This is a genomic window from Paenarthrobacter nicotinovorans, assembly GCF_021919345.1.
Classification (GTDB): domain Bacteria; phylum Actinomycetota; class Actinomycetes; order Actinomycetales; family Micrococcaceae; genus Arthrobacter; species Arthrobacter nicotinovorans.
On record NZ_CP089293.1, the window covers coordinates 3374268 to 3392708 of the forward strand.

Here is an 18441-nt window from a genome sequence, read left to right on the forward strand (position 1 = left end):
AGCAAGCTGATGGTTCACGGCAGTCACCCTCCACGCCATCAGTCAGCGGGCCACCGGCGCCACCCCAGCGCCCGGGCATGTCCCTTTCAACTCCGCCGCCCATCCCTGCAGCGGTAAAGCCTCCCGGCCCGGCCCGGTTGTCCCGTTCGCTGTGGCTGGCAAGTTTCGTGGCCGGCATCGCCGTGGTCTTCACGGGGTTCCTTGGCCGCGACGCCCACTTTGAGCGCTTGAAGGGCGTTATCCAGTCCATGGTCCCGGACGGCGACGCCAACTCCGTCGAGGGGGCCGCCGCCGTCGTATTCCTCGGCAGCCTGGCCATGATCGCCGTGGTGGTCGCGATGGAAGCCGTCCTCTTGGCGATCCTTTTCAGGCGACGCACGTGGCCCCGTTGGGCCTTGGCTCCCCTGCTCCTCCTCCACGCCGTCGTCACCGTGATCACCGCTGATTATGTGGTCGCTCCGGGCAATGACGGCGTCATGGCCATGGTGCTTCTCGCCGCGCAATTCATCCTCGCTGCAGCCGGCCTGATTCTGCTTTTCCTGCCGTCGACGACAGCCTGGCTGCTCAGCGGGCGGCGGGCATAGCCGCCAGGATACCTTCGCAACTGCGCAGGACAACCCGGCAGGCTTCCACCGCCGAAGGCTCGACCAACAACGGGTTTTCCGCGATCTGCCGCCAACGGTCAAGGGCCCTGCGGGTTTCGCGCGCGATCTCCTCCGCGTCCGCGTCCGGGGGAAGTCCCAGCCTCTGGAACGGAAGGTTGCCGCGGCCGCCCACCAGTCGTTCCGCGTCCTCTGCCTGCCCGGGTGGCAGGACCACACCACCTGTCCGCAGCGAGCCCAGGAGCTTGAGTTCGCGGAATTCGTGCGCGCCGGCAAGCAACTCCTCCAGCGCCGGTTCGAGGACTGCTGACTGGCCGGGTTGGGAGCCGCTCAGCAGTGACTCCAAACCCACGACGGCGGCACGCGCCTTGAGTGCGTCGGCCCGCGTTTGGAACAAGGAGGCCACTGTGTCCAGCAGGCGGCCGAGTCCGCTGCGTCGCGCGAGTTCGTGCGCCAGTTCCGTCGGGTTGGTGATTCCGCCCCGGATCAGGGCCACTGCCAGCCGGATCCCGAACAGCCCGAACCGTTGAACCAGGGAAGCCTTCAGGCCGGGCTCCACGCCTTCCGGTCCGGCCGCGCGGACAAAGCGGTCAACAGAAAGCATCATCCTTTCGCGCTGGTTCCGGTCCATGCGCGCCAGGAGCATGAGGGCGTCCACGTCGCCCTGGCGCATGGTCCTGGAGCTCTGCGCCAGCAGTCCCGCCACGGGTACCACTCCCAGCGCGAGCGGTTTGAGGTTTTCGTCCCGGCTGTATCTGTCGGCAATCACGGCAGCGGAAATGAGCGAATCTATCCTGCCGGCACCTATCTCATCCGCGCGTGACAGGACAGCGAGGGCATTGACCGTCCCGGACTTCCCGGCGGCGGTGTCCTTGAAGGATTCGAGGAACCGGACATCCGAGGCGTGCAAATGACGCATCAGGTAGATAACGGCGTCCGCAGCGGTGGGAGCGTCTTCGGGAAGCAGGAAGGCCGTGGACCTCCCGGATACATCCTTGGACAAGGAAGCGATGCCCGGAGTGTCGATCAAGGTGAGATCCCGGAGGCTGGCTGCCGGCCAATCAACCACGAGCTTTTCCACGTCCTCCGCCTGGAATTCCCCCAATGAAAACACCAAGCGGCCATCTTCACGGTGCACTGGCAGCGCCTGCGGCCCGCCTGCCAAGGGGTGCAGGGTGATACGGGGAGCGTGCCCGTAGCGGTACCACGTGACGATCTTCGTGCACTCACCGGCGTCGGTAGGAGCGATCTCCTCGCCGATGATGGCATTGAGAAGGGTGGACTTTCCGGCTTTGACCATTCCGGCCACCGCAATGCGCAACGGCCCGGCAAGGCGTTGGTCGAGGTCGTCCAGGACAGCCAGGGCAGCCGGGTCCCCCTGGAAGACCTCCCGCGCTTGCCGGAGCAGCTCCGCTGCGCCGGCGATTCCCGATTCGATCATCCCGCCGGAACCGCGGACGACGCCGGAACGGCGTGCTGTCCTCCGGCCCCTTCTTCCTGAAGTTGCCGGGCAACCGCGTGCAAGGTTTCCACGGCTTTGAGCTGGTTCTTGATCTCCTTGATCCGCAGGTCCCGCTCGGCAGCATAGGTGGCTGCCGCCTTCTGCGCCGCAGCCACGGATTCGGTGAGGGAACGGTGGTGTTCCTCTGCGATGTCCGTGAAGTGATCCCGGGTGGCCCGCTGAACCAGCCGCAACCGGTCCTTGAGTTGCTTGCCCACCTGGAACACGACGTCGTCCACCTGCTTCCGCACCAGGAGTTTGGCCTCTGCCTGCCGACGTTTCAGCCGTGCTTCCTGCTCCTCCCGATACGCTTTCCGGCCCAGCATGAGCCCGGCCCCCACAGACAGCGGGTTGATCAGGGCCAAGCCAAACAAACCCGTCAAGAGGCCAAACATCAGCACCCCGCCGTAGGACCCGCGCATGCCGATCAGAACCTTCTGCACAGGTCCCATACGGCCATCTTCCATGTCCTGGATTTCTGCCACGGGGTCAAGCACTCCGCCGGTGTCGGCAACGTGGAGGGCAGGCAAAGCCACTTCGTCTTCGGAAAAATGCTCTGCCACCTGTCCGGCCAGCCACTGTGCCCGCTCGCTGGTCCACACGAAAGTGTCGGACACGGCGGCGGCAACGCTTTGTTCAAGCCACTTGGCGAACTGTTCCCACGCGGGACCGGGATCGCCCTGGTCAATGGCCGCCTCGGCTTCGCGTTGTATTCGCCGAAGACGGTCCTTGAGGTCATATTCCATGTCCGCGATGAGATCGCCAATGCCGTCATTCAGGGTGGTCTGCCATCGGGCGGACTTCTTCCGGAGCGCGTCGGCATCGTCCTTGGCCGCTTTCAGGCCCGCGATCATCTGCGGTGTGTCTTCGGGATTTTCCAAGGCCCCAAGTTCCGACCGCAACGCCAGCATGAGGTTCCCCGTAACCGACACGAGGTCGTTGCCTACGGACCGGCGCTGGATGAGAGCCGCCTCAGCAACAATGGCGTTTCGCAGGTAGGAGACCAGCTCCGGGAATCCGGATTCGTTGTTCAATTCGGCGTCCTGGAGCCTCGCGGCCTCGAGCCGCACCTCCGAAGAGACAGGAAACAGGGGGATGTCCGGCCCGACGTCGGCCAGGTGGCCCTTGTCCAGCTCAGCGATCTGGCGCCATGCCGGATAGAGGTCTGTTTTGGACAGCACGCAGGCTACGTTGGGACTCACGCGCATGGCTTGCCGGAGGAAGCGCATTTCCGGTTCTGTGTACTCCTGGGACGCATCGGAGACAAACAGCATGGCATGTGCCGAGGGCAATGCCGTGAGCGTGGTCAGGGTGTGGCTTGAGCCAAGTCCTCCCACTCCCGGGGAATCCACAATGCAGAGCCCGCCTGACAGGAGCTTCCTGGGAAGGGCCACCTCCGCTGCAACGATGTTCCGGGCATTTCCCGGGTTGCCCTTCTCGGAGACGAAGTCGGACAATTCGGCCAACGGCACGGGCTTGCGCTCAAGGCGCGATTCACCGCCGTCGATGTCCGTAAAGCTGTCCGGCCCTGGGGGATCGGCCGCGGGGACAAGGACAACCGCCGACGCCGGATCACCTTGCCTTACCAGCGTGGGAACGGTGGTGGCGATGTCGTCATCCACCGGGCACACAGGAGCGTTGACCAAAGCGTTGATGAGCTGGCTCTTCCCTTGTTTGAACTCGCCCACCACAATCACCCTGACGTTGGGGTCCTGCAGGCGTCGGAGCGTGTTGTCCAAGCGCCGCCTGAGGTCGTTCCGCTCACCTGCCAGTGCTATCCCGTGCTCCACAAGGGTGGTCATGCGTACTGTTTCCGCCACGGTTCTTCCTTTGCTCACATGCCGCCCCTTGTCAGGGGGCCACGAAGTGCCCGGCAGGAGGGGGTCCACCTGCCGGGCACTGCTGGGGTTTCGCGCTTGTGCTTGCAACTCCTGCGCGGAGGGTGCTGCCTCAGTCGATGTCGACGTCGTTCTTGGCAACCACCACCGAATCATCAATGTCGTTGTACTCGACATCGAGTTCGTTATCCGCCACAACAACGTTGTCCTCGACGTTGGTGTAGTCAACGTCGACGTCGCCTACGGTGGTGGAATTGTCCTCGGTGTAGGTCAACTCGTTGTCGGCCACAACGATGGAATCATTGATGACGTTGACGTCGTCCACTTCCACGTTGGTGGAGTAGTCCGGCGAGTATTCCAGGTCCAGTTCGTTGTCCTGGACCACCACGGAATCGTTCACCACTTGTACGTCCTCCAGATCGACATCCACGTCCGTGGAGTTGTCGTTGAACGAGTCCGTGGCCGTGTTGGTGGTGTTGGTTGTGGTGGTCGTGTTCGTTGTGTTGGTGGTATTCGTTGTGTGGTTGGAGTTGTCCTCGTTGAACGAATCCTCGATCTCCACATCCACATCAACATCGGTATTGTACGAATCCTCTGTGTTGTAGGAATCGTCCGTGTTGTACGAGTCCTTGGTCACCGAATGATCCGAGTAGTCGTTGCCCACCGAGACATCGTTGTTGTTGCCGCTGGTGTTGACGTTGACCGAGTTGTCCACGGTGTGGTCATCGTTGTTCGTGGTGGTGGTTGTGGTCGTGGTGTTTCCGGAATTCGTGACATCGTCGCCGGCGGCAATGGCACCATCACCGGAGGCGATCACTGCGTCCTGGTTGAACATCTGGGAGACATCTCCGTTGGCCCAGATGTTCTGGTTCACCGACTGGTCCGTGATCGTGTCGCGGTCATCAATGGTGGTGGTGTAGGAGTAGTTGTTCACCACGTGGACGAGTTGCTGGACCGCATGTGCATGGTCGTCGTGCCCGCCGCCCCAACCACCGCCGGCACCGCCACCGCCGCCGCCGTGATCGTCGTCGTGGTCGTGGTCATGACCGTCATGCCCGCCATCCCAACCACCGCCGGCACCGCCACCGCCGCCGCCGTGATCGTCGTCGTGGTCGTGGTCATGACCGTCATGCCCGCCATCCCAACCACCGCCGGCACCGCCACCGCCGCCGCCGTGATCGTCATCGTGTTCCGGGCGTCCGCCGCCACTCCAGCCGCCGCCATCGTGCTCGGGCCGTCCGCCGCCGGTCGTCGCGTGGTTTCCTCCGGTGTTGTATTCACGGTCGAAGGACGACCGGGCATTGATCGGTGCGTAGTCGAGGACCACGGGGCGGACGGCGTCGACATCTGCGGAGGAGACATCCCGCAGGCCCGCAGCGGCGAGGGCCGCTTCGGGATCGCGTACAAAGTCTTCTGCGGCGTCAGGATCGTTGAACAGGCTCATCAGGAACTGCACGAGCTGTTGTGCGAGTGTTGGCATTGGAGTGCTCCCTCAAATTCTGTGGTTTTCGAAATTGGCCCGGCGCCTTTGCCGGGCTTGCATTCAACGTATTGCCGGGACCGAAGACCGGGCATCGGGGGTGGTCCCCCTACCCCATGCCCTGCCGTTAGGGGATTGCCGGGTTTTCCGTTAGGGGGCTGAGGGGGGTCCCGCTTACGGAGGGGGGTACCCCTCCCCCAACGCCAGGCGCAGGCGGACCAGCAGCTCTGAACGGTTTTCCGCTCCCAGGCGACGCCGCATGCGCGCCACATGGTGTTCCGCGGTGCGGGGCGAGATGTAGATGGCCTCGCCGATCTCGCGGTAGGTCTTGCCTTCCAGGATGAGCCGGGCGACCTCGCGCTCCCTGGGGCTGAGCCCGGATGAATCCTGAACCCCCGGACTCCCGTACTCCCCGGCAAGTGCATGCAAGGAGACGTCAGCTTGTGAAGCGCCGGCCCGCTCCGGAGGCGGGGCCGATGGGGAAACCCCCTGGGGGTGGATGTCCCGGGCACAGGCAAGGAGCCGCACCATGTCCCGCCGCTCTTCGGCGTGCGCAGCGGCATGGCCGGCCAGCCGTGCGCCTTCCCAGGGCAATCCGACCGAGGCCAAACCACGGGCGGCGGTTTCGACGTCGGACGCTTCAAACCGTGCGGCCAGGACCGAAACCCAGGCTTTGCCCGCTGCAGCGAGCACGGACGCCAGGTGGCTGTGTTCGGAGGCACGCACCAGCGCAGCAGCGTGGGGAGCGAGTTCGGCCGGACTTTCGCTAAGAAGGGCTGCCTGCACTCCAGCCCAATGCAGGGGCACCGACCATAATGGGGCATCCCCCAGGCGGCCAACGAAGTGCCAGACACCGTCCAGGTAATGCCCCACCCGGCGGGTCTCCCGCAACCGTGCGGCGGCGATCATTAGCTCTCCCCAGGGCAGGAGACTGAACAGGTCCACTGACACATGCATCATTGCCTCGCGGGCCCGCTCCCACGCCAGCAGCAGCTCGTGGACTTCGCTGCCCCGGCGTGCCAAACCGACATCCAACGCAGCAAGCAGGAAATCATCCCTGGGCGCCAAGGGCCAGTGGTTCGCTTTCAATGCTTCGTTGATGGCCAAGCGGGCTTCGTCCGGGTTGTCCTGCTGCATGGCGGTCCAGGCCTGCAACAGGAACAGCCTGGGACGGGCCGTATTGCCGCCCTGTCCGGCGGCAAGCGCTGCCTTGAGGACCATATCGGCGATGCCGGCTTCCCCGGTGTGGAGGGCGCACAGCGCGGCAAGGGCCGCCGGTGTCTCCACAAGGGGAATCGACGTGCCGGCCGCGTTCATCATGTCGGAGGCCCTGATGAGCTCCGGCAGTGCGATTTGTGGCGTGGGTCCCAGTGTTTGACGAAGTCCCTGCTGGGTCAATGACAGAGCCACAGCCAGGAGTGTAGGTGAGCCCTCCGGCGAGGCAGCAGCCGCCAACTGACCGGCGCCCGCAACGTTGCCTGAACCAATCATGGCCACGGCTGCAAGGGGCGCCGAACCGTCGATCCTGTCCCGCCCCAGCCAGGTGTACGTGTCCGCGCTCCGGGAGAGCATGCCCCGCTGTGCCCAAACAGCCGCAGCAACGTCAACTCCCAGGCGGATGTGAGGGGCCTCCGGCGTTGCCAGGAGCCGGTCCACTATCCTGCCGGCAGTGTCCAGATCGCCCAAGGCCGCCGCTGCCTGCGCCCGCCTGGCCGCGGTGGTGGTCTCCTGTCCTCCGGCGAGAAGTGCTTCTGCATAGAGTTCGGCCGCCAGGCCGGGCTCGGAGTCCAGAACCCCCTCCGCGGCACGCTCCAGCTCCGCGACGATCCGTGGATCCTGGAACCCGTTCTGCGCAAGCTGCCGGGCAACGTCGCCCAAGGGACGGCCCTCTGCCGCGGTCCTGTCCACCAGTTCCCTCTGCAGGGCCCGGATGCGCGCCGGCGCTGTGCTCGAGAGCAAGGCATAGTGGACGGTCCCAACCACTGATCCATCAGGCGATATCAGCCCGGCGTCCTTTGCCACGTGGATGACCGAGTCCAGGTCTTCGCGGTGTTCAAGGCTGCCGGGCAGAAGGGAGTGGAGGGAAAAACCCAAGGACAGCGCCAGCAGCAACTCCTGGACTGCGGCGGGCTGACCGGGCAGTTCAGGGCCCGGCGCCTCTCCCGGGGCGTCGTCCGGGAGGCCGGACGGCTGCTCATCCCACCCGGGCGGAAAATGCCGCGGCCGGTGGTCCTGTCCCGTCATGGGTCAGACCGCCGGAGTCAGTGCTGGATCCGGGGCCGGACTTGTTTCTGTTGGCAGGGGCTCCGGGGCGACAGTGGCCGGCGGGATAGTGGGCTCGGGCTGCACTGTTGGTTCAGGCGACGGTGGAGCAGGGTCCTGGGTCACTGTGGGTTCTGGCTGCGGCACCGTGGGTACCGGCGATGGGGTAACCGGGTCCGTCGGTATGACAGGTGGCGTGGAAGGATCGGTTACCGGCGGCGGCACAGTGGGTGGCGTCGTTGCCGGTGGTGGTGTGGGTCCGCTGGCGGCCCCGCCTGTAGGCTCCGGGGTGGGCGTCGCCGCCGGAGGGTTGCTGGAGCCGCTTCCGGGAGTCTCCGGCGTCGTGGTTCCAGTGGCAGCCCCGCCTGTAGTGGCAGCCCCGCCTGTCCCGGCCGCGTTGCCTGCTCCGCCGGTACCGCCTGTCCCGGCCGCACTGCCTGCTCCGCCGGTACCGCCTGTCCCGGCCGCACTGCCTGCTCCGCCGGTACCGGCTGTCTGGCCTTGGGCAGCCCCCGATCCCGCACCTGAGCCGTTTCCCGTGCTTCCCGACCGTGCCGGGCTCTTTCCGGTCCCGGTCCCCGCCCGCGTCACTCCTGCGCGGGCACTGGCCTCAAGTCCCGCCGTCGGACCTCCCACTGCCGGTGCCGCACCCGGGGCGGCATCGCCCCCGCCGTTGGCTTGGGCTGCGGCAACCGGCGAGCCGTCGCCGCGCATGACGTCGGCAGCCTGGTTTCCGAACATGGACGCCAGAATGCCGCTGCCTTCAGGGCTCTGCGCCGCCGTGGCGGTGGCAATGGTCAGCGCAGTTGCTGCTGCGACCGCCGCTGCGGCCAGGCGGACGTGGGAGCGGTGTGCGCCCCCGGGAGCGACCGCGGCTTTGACGGCACCGAGGTGGGGCCTGGAGCCGGCGACGTGCGGCCGCGCAGTCTTTGCCCGCTTGGCAACGCCACGTCCTTCCATCACCGTCGCCGGGGCAGCCTCAGCTTCGGCCGCTTCCAGGTCTGCTGCAGTTGCGGTACCCAGACCCGCGACAGCGGCGCCAAGGCAGATGGACGACTTGGGATCGGCATCGACGGCGATCGGACGGTCCAGTTCCACCGAAATCATTTCCGCCACCAAGGGAATGCGGGACGAACCGCCGATGAGCAGCACGGTACTCAGGTCCCCGGGCTCAAGGTGGATGCTGCGCAGGCTCCGCTCGAGAGCGTGCACGGTTTCCCGGATGGACGCCTCGATCAGGGCCTCGAACTCGGACCGCACCAGCCGCAGGGTCCGCTGGGTTCCCGGCAGCGCGACGGCGATACTGGCCTCGCTGTCCATGGACAGCGCTTCCTTGGCTTCGCGGCACTCCCGCCGCAGCCTGGATAACGCTGCCTTGCTTTCCGGCGCCTCCGGCTCGAGTCCCTCCAAGGCGTCCCCGAGGTGACCCATGACGTGGCGCAGAACGGCGGCGTCGAAATCGGCGCCGCCAAGGGTTTCAATGCCGTCGGGACGGCCCAGGAGTTCGAAGCTGCCAGCGCCCGCCTTGCGCAGGACCGCGGTATCGAACGTTCCGCCGCCAAGGTCATACACGGCGATGGTGCTGCCGTCCTCCACGCGGGTTTGGGTGGCGTAGTGCAGGGCGGCGGCAACGGGTTCGCTGATCAGGGTGACATCGTGCAGGCCCGCAACGTTCAACGCGGCGAGGACCGTCGAGGTACGGTGCGCGCCCCACGCTGCGGGGTGCGTCATGATGATCGACGACGGCAGGCTCCCCTCCCGCTCTTCGGCCCTGTCCACCACCCATCGAGCCATGGTGGCGTACACGTCCTCGGGCGACATCCAGCCCTCACCCACAGCGAGTGGAACGGAGTCGCCTATGCGGCGCTTGAATTCCCTGACCATCCGCCGGGGATCGTCCAGGCCCCGGCGTTCAGCCGCCTCGCCCACCAATATCCGGCCGTCGTCCGCGTAGAAAAGCACCGAAGGCACAGTGCTTCCATGGATCCCAAGGGGCAGGATTTCAGGCGTGGGTGCGGCGCTCCGCCCAGGCTTGATAAGAGCTGCGGCGGTGTAACTTGTCCCGACATCAATGGCGAGAACATAGCTCATGGGTACCTCGAGAGTTCACATGGCACGACGCAAGCGAGCTGCTTCACTAGCGGGTCTTGAACAAGTTAGCACCTGCTCCGGACACGCAAAAGGCTTAATTGCTACACCGAATTGTCAATTTCCCGAGGCCGCTGATGACTATTGAAGTAAAGCTCCTGCTCAGCGCCGGATTGGACCTTAGAGGCCGGAGTAGGAATGCAAGCCGTTGAAAACGGTATTTACCAACGTGAAGTTGATGATGACGCAGGCGTATCCGACGATTGACAACCACGCTGCACGGGTGCCTGTCCAACCACGGGTGGCACGGGCGTGCAGGTAGCCTGCGTAGACAACCCAGATCACGAAGGTCCAGACTTCCTTGGGATCCCAGCCCCAGAACCGGCCCCAGGCCTTCTCGGCCCAGATCGCGCCGAACATGAGCGTGAACGTCCAGCCAATGAACGCGATCGCGTTGATGCGGTAGGACAGGTTCTCCAGGCTCAGGGCGTTGGGAACCACGCGCATGAAGGCCAGGTTGTCTGCGCGGCCGGCCGCCAGGTTCTTCTGCCGGTACGACTGCAGCAACTGCAGGACGGACATGGCGAAGGTCAGGGTGAACAAAGCGGATGACAGGACCGCGATGGAGACGTGGATGATGAGCCAGTAGCTCTGCAATGCGGGGACCAGGTGGCCAACCGGGGTCCAGAAGGACACCGACGCAGCCACCAGCATGATGATAGCCAAGCCCAGCACGAACGTGCCGAGGAACCGCAGGTCGCGGCGGATCAGCGTGATCAGGAAGACGGCCACGGCAACGAAAGCGCCCGTGGTGAGGAATTCATACATGTTGCCCCACGGCACGCGGCCGGCGCCCAATGCCCGGGTCACCACTCCTGCGCCGTGAATCAGCACGCCAAGCACCGTCAAGGCCACTGCCACGCGAGCGGGAACGCGCCGTTCGGCCGTGTACCGCATGTCGCCTGCCGCAGTCCCGCCTGCATGGGTGGGGCCCGACGTCGGACGCTCGGCCCGGCCGGCCGGCCCGCCGGCGTCGGGACCTGACAGGGCAGCCCCAACGCGACCGGCTGCAACGCTGACCTTTTCGCTGGTGGACCTGGCTGCTGCCTTCAAATCCACTGCCTGGAAGGTCTTGCTGCTCTTCGCCAGATCCCAGGCAAAGGCGATGAACGCCACGGTGTACGTGCCGGCGGCCAACAGCATGAACAGCTCGCTGTACTGGCCCAGGGTTTCGTTGATGGCTGGCATTACTGGTCCTTCGAGGTTGAGGAAGAGACGGTTCGAGGTGCGGGAGGCTCCGGTGATTCCGGGAGGTTCCATTCGCGGGCAAAGATTTCACGCAGTGCTGCGGCTTCTCCGGCGAGGCGGTGGTCTTCACCGCGTGCCAGCAAGCCGTACTCCACCATGGTGCGCCCGTCCTGGTGGGTTCCGGTGCGGACCCAGACCCGGCGGCGGTTGACGTAAAGGGAAACCATCAGGCCACCCACCGCCAGCAGGCCGAAGATAAGGGCGTACAGCTGGCCGGGGTTGTGGTGGATGTCAACGCCGATGTACTTCTTAACACTGTCGAAGGTGATGCTTCCCTTACCCTCGGGCAGAGTTGCGGTCTGGCCCAAACCGAGCACGATGCCGCCGGCCTCAAGCTTGCGCCCGTTCAGCTGGGTAAGGTTCTTGACGTCCAGTTCAAAGACATTCTGGGGCGTTCCCTCATCCAGGCCCAGGTCGCCGTAGTAGGAATCCAGGTTCAACTGCGGGTTGGCCAAAGCGGGGTCGGCACTGAAGGAGATTCCTTGTTCCGACTCGAAGGCGGTCGGCAGGAAGAAGCCGTTGAAGCCAAGCTGGTCGGGAGTGCCGTCCGGGACCTTGATGACCACGGACGAGTAGTAGTTGGCCCCCTGGACCTTCGCGGTGACGGGACCTTGGAAAGCCACGTTGCCGTCGCCGTCCCGGACCGTGACCACGGGTGCGTAGCCGTTGCCCGTGAGGTACAGGCTTGTTCCGCCCAGGGAAATGGGGTCGTTGACCTTCAGCACTTCCTTCTGCTCGGGCGCGCCTGGGTCTTCCTTGGTGGTGACCTCGGCCGTGTAGTCGATCGGCTGGCCGGTCTTCTTGGGCGACTCCCGGTCGAACGTTGCCTGGAACTTGTCCAAACGGACCGAGTACGGCTGAAGCGAGCTGCTTTGGAAGTTGGTGCCCGGGGTGAACTGGTCATAGCCAACCAGGGTGTTGACGAAAGTTTCGCCTTCGACCAGGATGCGCTGGCCGCTGTATCCGAACAGGCCGCCGATGGCCACGGACACCAGCACGCCGATCAACGAGGTGTGGAACACCAGGTTGCCCACTTCCTTCAGGAAGCCCCGCTCGGCGCCCAAGGACGGCAGGGCGCCGTCGACGTCGCGTACATCAACGCGGTAACCGCGCTTCTTGAGCAGCCCGGCGGCATCGTTGATGGCTTTCGACGCCGGGATCCCGGCGTCGGCGGGCAGCGCCAGGGTGCCGTACTCCGGAAGCCGCGAAAGGCGCTTGGGAGTGCGCGGCGGCTGCGACTTCATGGCTTTGTAGTGCGCAATGGCGCGGGGGGTCACGCAGCCGATCAGCGAAATGAACAGCAGAATGTAGATGGCCGAGAACCAGGCGGACGAATAGACGTCGAACATCTGGAGGGCATCCAGGAACGGCCCGGTTGCAGGGTTGTTCTTGATCCACTCAGTGACCGTGACAGGGTTGGCGGCGCGCTGCGGGAACAGCGAACCCGGCACTGCACCGACGGCCAGCAAGAGAAGCAGGAACAGCGCTGTACGCATGCTCGTCAACTGGGTCCAGGCCCACCTGAGCATGCCCTTGAATCCGAGCACGGGTACCGCGGCCTCAGACTTGGCCTGCTGGAGTTTTCCTTCCGCTGTGGTGGCGCCTTCAGCGGCTGGTGACTTCTTCTTGGCTTTCACGGACTCGCTCATCAGATTGGCAACTTCACGTCATTTTGGAACCAGTACTGCAACCCGGTCACCCACTGGCCCCACACACCGGTGGCCATCAGGATGCCGAGCAAAATCAGGATGCCTCCGCCGATCCGCTGGATGGCCAAACGGTGCTTGCGGAAGAAGGACATGACACCCATGCCCCGGCGGACGGCCAGAGCGATCAGGAGGAACGGGATGCCCAGGCCAAGGCTGTAGATGAACGCCAGGAGCGCACCTTTGGCCGCCGACGATCCGCCGGACAAGCTCAGCAACTGTACCGCGGAGTAGGTCGGGCCAATGCATGGTGCCCAGCCCAAACCGAACGTGAGTCCAAGCAGCGGCGCACCCCACAGTCCGGCCGGCGGTTTGGCGTGGATCTTGGCATCACGCTGAAGCCAGCCGAAGCCGCCCATGAACACGACGCCCATGACGATCACCAGAAGGCCCAGCAGCTGCGTGATCCAGGCGTTCTGCGGGCCCGTCAGCAGCGTCCCGAGCTGGCCGAAGGCGCCGCCCAGGAGCACGAAAATTACGGAGAATCCGAGGACAAACAGCCCGATCCCCGCCAGCATCCGGCCACGCCGCTGCTTTTGCAGGTCGACGCCGGTCAGCCCGGTGACGTACCCCAGGTACCCGGGTACCAACGGCAGCACGCACGGCGAGAGGAACGAAACCAGCCCGGCCAGCAATGCGACCGGCACGGCCAGCAGAAGGGAACCGTTGAGGATGGTCTCGGCGAAAGGACTGTTCACGGTGACTACTCGCCCACGGCTGAGGTGATGAGGGCCTTCAAGGTGCTCTTTTCAATCTCGCCAAGCACGCGGGAGGCAACTTTGCCTTCCTTATCAAGGACCAGGGTTGTGGGGACGGCACCGGGCGGGACGATGCCGGACACGGACAGCAGCACGGACCCGTCCTTGTCGTTGAAGCTCGGGTAGGTGAGGTTGAACGTCTTGTCGAAGGCCTCAGCGGTGGCCTTTTCATCGCGGAGGTTCACGCCGAAGAACTGGACGCCCTGGTCCTTGAATTCCTGGTGCAGCGCTTCAAGCTGCGGCGCTTCGATCCGGCAGGGAGCGCACGCAGCAAACCAGAAGTTCAGGACCGTGACCTTGCCCTTGAGGTCCTCGGGCTTGACCTCATTTCCGTTGAACAGGGTGCCCTTGAGGGCTACGGGCGCTGCACGGTCGGCTTTGGCGAATTCCGTCACCGAGCCGTCGCCGGCCACGTAGTTCTTGTTGTCGCCCGCCTTTGCCTGCTCCGCAAGGGAGTCCTTCTGGGCGCACGCGGAAAGTCCCATGGTCAGTCCCGCCAGCAGGACACCGCCGGCGGTAAGAACGCCTCGACGTGAAAGGTTGTTGTCCATGTCTTCCTATGCCCCCGGAGTGCTGGCCGCACCGGGAAGCAGCGCGGCGGCAGGTTCGCTGTACTCAACCCGGATAATCCGGCCGTCGTCGTCGAGCGTCAGGGACGTAAGCGACGTCAAAGTGCATTCACGTTTACGGGGATCGTGCGCCAGGCGACGGCCCTCAGCCGTGAGCCGTGTTGACCAGATCGGCAGCTGGTGGCTGACCAGGATGGCCTCGGCGCCGTCCCCGCCAAGTTCGATTGCCTTGACGCGGGCATCCTCAACTGCAGCCAGCACGCGGGCTGCCTGCTCCTTGTACGGCTCGCCCCAGGAGGGCCGCATTGGATTCCGGAAGTAGAACCAGTGCTTGGGCTTCAGGAACTCGCTCTTTGTGGGGTGGAGTCCCTGGAAGTGGTTCTCGGCTTCGATGATGCGCGGCTCGACCGTGATTTCGAGGTTCAGTGCTTCCGCCGTCGGCATGGCCGTCTCCTGGGCACGCGTCAACGGAGAGGCCACCAGATGGACTATCTTCGCACCGTCGGCGGCGCGGGCAACAAAGTGGTCGGCCAGCATACGGGCCATCTCCCGGCCACGCTCGGAGAGGTGGAACTCCGGCAGGCGACCGTAGAGGACGCCGTCGGGATTGTGGACCTCGCCATGGCGAAGCAGATGGACAGTTGCTTGGGGCATGTTTACCAGTTTCTCAAAGAAGCGGGGCGATCCGAAATCTTCTACCGCAAGTAGAACTCAAAGTTTTCCGTAAATGTTCCGTGGAGTTGGAATAAAAGATGCATATGCATGTTTATACTAGACACGAAGCTCAGTTGACGCTTCAAGCAATTGGTTCAACCGGGCAAGCACGCAGTACCTTCCACTACCTATAGGAGCAACAACCATGATGACCCTCCCCGCTTCCGTCACCACCGGCACCTGGACCCTCGACGCTTCCCACAGCGAGATCGGCTTCACCGTCCGCCACGCAGGCATCAGCAAGGTCCGCGGCCAGTTCAAGGACGCTTCGGCCACTTTGGAGGTCGGCGAAACCCTGACGGACTCCAAGGTCTCCGCAACCATCCAGACCGCCAGCTTCGACTCCGGCGATGTCAACCGCGATGGCCACGTCAAGGGCGAAGACTTCTTCGACGTCGAGAAGTTCCCGGAAATCACCTTCGTGTCCCGCCACGTCAAGGCCAACGGAAACAGCTTCGACCTCGTGGGCGATCTCACAATCAAGGGCGTCACCAAGGAGGTCTCCATCGAGACCGAATTCAACGGCGTTGCAGTAGACCCGTTCGGCAACACCCGCGCAGGCGTCTCGGGTGAAACCACCATCAGCCGCAAGGACTTCGGCCTTACCTGGAACGCAGTCCTCGAAGCCGGTGGCGTTTTGGTCAGCGACAAGGTCGTTATCAACCTCGAACTCGCGTTCATCGCTCCGGCCGCAGCCTGATTCCAGAACACCCCGGACGGCGTCCCTGCCCAGCTTCGCGCTGCAGGGGCGCCGTTTCGCATACACATGAGTCACCCGGCCATTGTTCGGCAAACACCCTGTATTTAGCTGCGAGTTGGCTCGGAATTTCCTATGCAACCTTCAACCTGCGGTCTACAGTGATGCCATGAGTACCCCAGATGAAGCACCTCAGCCACAGCAGCCCGGCGCCCAGCCACCGCAGCCAGGCAATGTTCCTCCTGCGGGCTACCAACCTCCCGGCGGTTACCAGCCTCCCCAAAGCGGATCTGTTCCGCCAGGTGGCTACCAAGGGCAGCAAGGTTACCAACCTCCCCCTGCCTACCAGCAGCCGGGACAACCCGCCTACACAGCACCGGCCGGCCCGAACCCCGCACCGCCCGCCGGACTCGGCTATAACGCACCTCCGCGGAACGTCTTCGGTTTGGACTTCAACAACATCGCCCAGAGATTCCGTGACACCACGGGCGTCCCTAAGACCCTCACCACGTCCTACTGGCTGTGGATTGCCGCAGCGGCACTGGGCGTCATCGCCAACTTCGCCAATATCTTCATCTACCGCGACTACTTCGGAGCCCTGGCCATCGGGACGGGGATCTTCAACTTCGTCTTCAGCATCATCATGGCCGCCGTCTACGCCTTCATCGCCATCCGCATGAAGGAGGGCGCCCGGTGGGCCCGGCTGGTCCTCTCCATTTTGGGCGGCTTCGCGGTCTTCTCCCTGCTGTTCCTCCTGATCACTTTCAACCTCGGGTTGCTCAGTTCGGCGGCCGCTGTTGCCGCAGCAATCATGATGTGGCTCCCGGAATCGCAGAAACACTTCGTTTAGCACTTGCTGAGCATGAAGGCCGCGGCCGGATCCCCTGGGATTCCCGCGGCCTTCATCATGAAGACGTACGCCAACATGATGATTTTCCCTGCCCTCTTGAAATTCCTGCGTGTGGTATGCAGCGGCGCGGGACCCTGGGGGTACGGTGGAAGCAGAACCACGCTGGGGGCAGGGTCACTTTGCTGATCCCGGCGGCCGTACCTGCAGTCGAACAAGCAAAGGAATGCCATGAGCAACCCTCCATACCCGCCGTCGAACCCGGGCGACTCCAACCAGCCTGAGCAGCCGGGCACGCAGCCCGCTGCACCACAGTACGGCCAGCAGTCCCCACCGCCGGCAGCTCCGCAATATGGCCAGCCTGCTGCACCACAGTACGGCCAGCCTGCAGCACCGCAGTACGGCCAGCAGTCCCAGCCGCCAGCGGCCCCACAGTACGGCCAGACCGGCGCTTCGCCCTATGGCCAGGCGCCCCAGTACGGTCAGGACACCAACTGGCCGAGTCAGCAGCCGGGTCCTGCCACAGTCCCGCAAATGGTCAACATCGCCTTCTGGTTGATTGTCGGCGCAGGCGCAATCTGGCTGATCTCCATCCTTATTTCCATGGCGGCACTGAACGACCCCTCCTTCAGGAGCATGTTCGAAGACCAGATGTCGGCCGGCGGCGCCGCGGATGTCCGCTTTGAAGACGTCCAGGGCTTCATCGTCGGCGTCATGATTGCACTCGGTGTCATTGGTGCCGGCCTGTACGCACTCGTTGCCATCAACGTCCGCAAGGGCAAGAACTGGGCTCGCATCCTCGGCACGGTCCTCGCCGCGCTCTCGATCTTTGCCCTCGTGCCGCTCAGCCTGGCGACGCTTTCAGCACTGCTCGGAATCGTAGCGATCGTCCTGCTGTACCTGCCGGCGTCGGCTCCGTACTTCCGCAAGACACCGCAGTTCGGAAACCCGTACCAGACTCCCTCCGGACGCTAAAGCGACAGGGTTCCAAACACACCACTACGGGCGCGGACCCGGCGAAGGCTAAACAGCCTGGCCCGGGGTCTGCGCCCGTTGTGCGTGGTAGGCAAGAATCTGCAGCTCCGTGGCCATGTCCACTTTCCGCAGATTCACGTGCGGCGGAACTTGCAGGAGCACCGGAGCAAAGCTCAGGATGCTCCTGATGCCGGCAGCAATAACCCGGTCACACACTGCCTGCGCCACCGTGGCCGGCAGGGCAAGCACCACCATGTTCGTGTGGGTTCGCTCCAGGACCCGCTCAAGCTCGGCTGAGTCGCTGACGCGCAGCCACCCTACCTCGTTGCCTATCACCATGGGGTCCGCGTCGAAGATGGCTACGACGTCGAATCCCCTGGACTCGAAGCCGCCATACCGGGCCAGGGCCTTGCCGAGGTTGCCGGCACCGACGATGGCGACTTTCCAGTCATGGGTCAGACCCAGCGCCGCGGCGATGTGACGGCTCAAGTACTGGACTTCATAGCCGACCCCGCGCGTGCCATACGAGCCTACGTACGAGAGGTCCTTGCGGAGCGTGGAGGAACTGACACCTGACGCCTCGGCCAGCGCTTCGGAGGAGACGCGCTCAACTCCTTCGGCCAAGAGCGAGTTCAGCGCACGCAAATAGAGGGTCATCCGGGCCACAGCCGCGGGCGGGATCTGCTTAGCCGCAGGTTCGTTGTCCCCGGATAGTGCTTCCGCGGACGGTTCCAGCGCAGTCACGGTATTCTCCATTGCGTCGCTTTGTTGTTCCACTCTATGACCCCCGGGCCGGACTCAACAAAAGCCGCTACATACGGGCAAGGCCACCCTCAGCCCTCCAGGGCTTTCTTCAAGGTGCGGGTCAGCCGGGCCTCGTCGATCTTCCAAAAATCGCGCTGGACACCGTTCACCAGCACCACCGGAATCTCTTCCGCGTAGCGCTCCTGAAGTTGGGGGTCGGCGTCGATCCGCTGTTCAGACCAGCTCAAGCCGAGGCCCGCAGTAACGCGCTCGACGGCGGCGCGGGCGTCCGTGCAGAGGTGGCAGTCAGCTTTGGTGAGGAGGACGACGTCGGGAGTAGCCATGTGATTAA

Annotated in this window: 16 protein-coding genes; 4 read left to right on the forward strand and 12 right to left on the reverse strand. The window is 64.3% G+C overall.

Annotation, left to right across the window (positions count from 1 at the left end; translation table 11 throughout):
• Positions 1 to 77 precede the first annotated feature (77 nt).
• Positions 78 to 584, forward strand: coding sequence for a hypothetical protein (locus JMY29_RS15650; RefSeq protein WP_237567094.1), 507 nt, complete (start codon positions 78 to 80; stop codon positions 582 to 584).
• Here JMY29_RS15650 and JMY29_RS15655 read toward each other — a convergent pair.
• The 10 genes from JMY29_RS15655 to JMY29_RS15700 form a co-directional block, all read right to left on the reverse strand.
• On the reverse strand, positions 565 to 2043 hold the full coding sequence (locus JMY29_RS15655) for a dynamin family protein (RefSeq protein WP_189075383.1): 1479 nt from the start codon (positions 2041 to 2043) through the stop codon (positions 565 to 567). The two genes, JMY29_RS15650 and JMY29_RS15655, sit on opposite strands and share 20 nt — an antisense overlap.
• Positions 2040 to 3923 carry a dynamin family protein gene (locus JMY29_RS15660; protein WP_189075384.1) on the reverse strand — a complete coding sequence of 628 codons (1884 nt, stop codon included), beginning with the start codon at positions 3921 to 3923 and terminating at the stop codon, positions 2040 to 2042. Before JMY29_RS15660 ends, JMY29_RS15655 begins: the two co-directional genes overlap by 4 nt.
• A gap of 130 nt (positions 3924 to 4053) precedes the next feature.
• Complete coding sequence (locus JMY29_RS15665; RefSeq protein ID WP_189075385.1) at positions 4054 to 5421, reverse strand: IniB N-terminal domain-containing protein; 1368 nt, start codon at positions 5419 to 5421, stop codon at positions 4054 to 4056.
• A gap of 174 nt (positions 5422 to 5595) precedes the next feature.
• Positions 5596 to 7665: a LuxR C-terminal-related transcriptional regulator gene (locus JMY29_RS15670; RefSeq protein ID WP_189075386.1), complete on the reverse strand. Its 2070-nt coding sequence runs from the start codon at positions 7663 to 7665 to the stop codon at positions 5596 to 5598.
• Positions 7666 to 7668: 3 nt separating this feature from the next.
• The gene (locus tag JMY29_RS15675; protein ID WP_189075387.1) at positions 7669 to 9774 is read right to left on the reverse strand and encodes an Hsp70 family protein; all 2106 of its coding nucleotides are present in this window, start codon (positions 9772 to 9774) and stop codon (positions 7669 to 7671) included.
• Between the two features lie 177 nt (positions 9775 to 9951).
• A complete protein-coding gene (gene ccsB, locus JMY29_RS15680) occupies positions 9952 to 11019 on the reverse strand; it encodes a c-type cytochrome biogenesis protein CcsB (protein WP_018776971.1) in 1068 nt (355 codons plus the stop codon).
• Positions 11019 to 12728 carry a cytochrome c biogenesis protein ResB gene (gene resB, locus JMY29_RS15685; protein WP_189075388.1) on the reverse strand — a complete coding sequence of 570 codons (1710 nt, stop codon included), beginning with the start codon at positions 12726 to 12728 and terminating at the stop codon, positions 11019 to 11021. Before resB ends, ccsB begins: the two co-directional genes overlap by 1 nt.
• Positions 12728 to 13483, reverse strand: a complete 756-nt coding sequence (locus JMY29_RS15690; RefSeq protein ID WP_018776973.1) for a cytochrome c biogenesis CcdA family protein — start codon at positions 13481 to 13483, stop codon at positions 12728 to 12730. The genes resB and JMY29_RS15690 overlap by 1 nt, the downstream gene beginning before the upstream one ends.
• Positions 13484 to 13488: 5 nt before the next feature.
• Positions 13489 to 14094: a TlpA family protein disulfide reductase gene (locus JMY29_RS15695; protein ID WP_018776974.1), complete on the reverse strand. Its 606-nt coding sequence runs from the start codon at positions 14092 to 14094 to the stop codon at positions 13489 to 13491.
• 6 nt (positions 14095 to 14100) lie between these two features.
• Positions 14101 to 14766 (reverse strand): histidine phosphatase family protein, encoded by a 666-nt coding sequence (locus tag JMY29_RS15700; RefSeq protein ID WP_189075389.1) that lies wholly within the window; start codon positions 14764 to 14766, stop codon positions 14101 to 14103.
• A 208-nt stretch (positions 14767 to 14974) separates the two neighbouring features.
• On the opposite strand from JMY29_RS15700, the gene JMY29_RS15705 reads away from it, so the two are divergent.
• The 3 genes from JMY29_RS15705 (at position 14975) to JMY29_RS15715 (ending at position 17345) form a co-directional block, all read left to right on the forward strand.
• Complete coding sequence (locus JMY29_RS15705; RefSeq protein WP_026267054.1) at positions 14975 to 15526, forward strand: YceI family protein; 552 nt, start codon at positions 14975 to 14977, stop codon at positions 15524 to 15526.
• Between the two features lie 166 nt (positions 15527 to 15692).
• The gene (locus JMY29_RS15710) at positions 15693 to 16373 is read left to right on the forward strand and encodes a hypothetical protein (protein ID WP_144027583.1); all 681 of its coding nucleotides are present in this window, start codon (positions 15693 to 15695) and stop codon (positions 16371 to 16373) included.
• Positions 16374 to 16601: 228 nt separating this feature from the next.
• Positions 16602 to 17345 (forward strand): hypothetical protein, encoded by a 744-nt coding sequence (locus JMY29_RS15715; RefSeq protein ID WP_018776980.1) that lies wholly within the window; start codon positions 16602 to 16604, stop codon positions 17343 to 17345.
• Between the two features lie 48 nt (positions 17346 to 17393).
• Here the strand turns inward: JMY29_RS15715 and JMY29_RS15720 are convergent, their stop codons facing one another.
• Entirely contained in the window at positions 17394 to 18101 is a 708-nt protein-coding gene (locus JMY29_RS15720; protein ID WP_039242779.1) for a redox-sensing transcriptional repressor Rex, read from the reverse strand.
• A gap of 77 nt (positions 18102 to 18178) precedes the next feature.
• Complete coding sequence (locus JMY29_RS15725; protein WP_018776982.1) at positions 18179 to 18433, reverse strand: glutaredoxin family protein; 255 nt, start codon at positions 18431 to 18433, stop codon at positions 18179 to 18181.
• Positions 18434 to 18441: the final 8 nt, after the last annotated feature.

Bases quoted from the DNA above. Each gene is read 5' to 3' on its own strand.
- JMY29_RS15725 (WP_018776982.1), bottom strand. From the start codon at position 18,433: ATGGCTACTCCCGACGTCGTCCTCCTCACCAAAGCTGACTGCCACCTC.
- JMY29_RS15705 (WP_026267054.1), top strand. From the start codon at position 14,975: ATGACCCTCCCCGCTTCCGTCACCACCGGCACCTGGACCCTCGACGCT.
- JMY29_RS15670 (WP_189075386.1), bottom strand. From the start codon at position 7,665: ATGACGGGACAGGACCACCGGCCGCGGCATTTTCCGCCCGGGTGGGAT.
- JMY29_RS15720 (WP_039242779.1), bottom strand. From the start codon at position 18,101: ATGGAGAATACCGTGACTGCGCTGGAACCGTCCGCGGAAGCACTATCC.
- JMY29_RS15650 (WP_237567094.1), top strand. From the start codon at position 78: ATGTCCCTTTCAACTCCGCCGCCCATCCCTGCAGCGGTAAAGCCTCCC.
- JMY29_RS15655 (WP_189075383.1), bottom strand. From the start codon at position 2,043: ATGATCGAATCGGGAATCGCCGGCGCAGCGGAGCTGCTCCGGCAAGCG.
- JMY29_RS15695 (WP_018776974.1), bottom strand. From the start codon at position 14,094: ATGGACAACAACCTTTCACGTCGAGGCGTTCTTACCGCCGGCGGTGTC.
- JMY29_RS15700 (WP_189075389.1), bottom strand. From the start codon at position 14,766: ATGCCCCAAGCAACTGTCCATCTGCTTCGCCATGGCGAGGTCCACAAT.
- JMY29_RS15710 (WP_144027583.1), top strand. From the start codon at position 15,693: ATGAGTACCCCAGATGAAGCACCTCAGCCACAGCAGCCCGGCGCCCAG.
- JMY29_RS15715 (WP_018776980.1), top strand. From the start codon at position 16,602: ATGAGCAACCCTCCATACCCGCCGTCGAACCCGGGCGACTCCAACCAG.
- ccsB (WP_018776971.1), bottom strand. From the start codon at position 11,019: ATGCCAGCCATCAACGAAACCCTGGGCCAGTACAGCGAGCTGTTCATG.
- JMY29_RS15665 (WP_189075385.1), bottom strand. From the start codon at position 5,421: ATGCCAACACTCGCACAACAGCTCGTGCAGTTCCTGATGAGCCTGTTC.
- JMY29_RS15675 (WP_189075387.1), bottom strand. From the start codon at position 9,774: ATGAGCTATGTTCTCGCCATTGATGTCGGGACAAGTTACACCGCCGCA.
- resB (WP_189075388.1), bottom strand. From the start codon at position 12,728: ATGAGCGAGTCCGTGAAAGCCAAGAAGAAGTCACCAGCCGCTGAAGGC.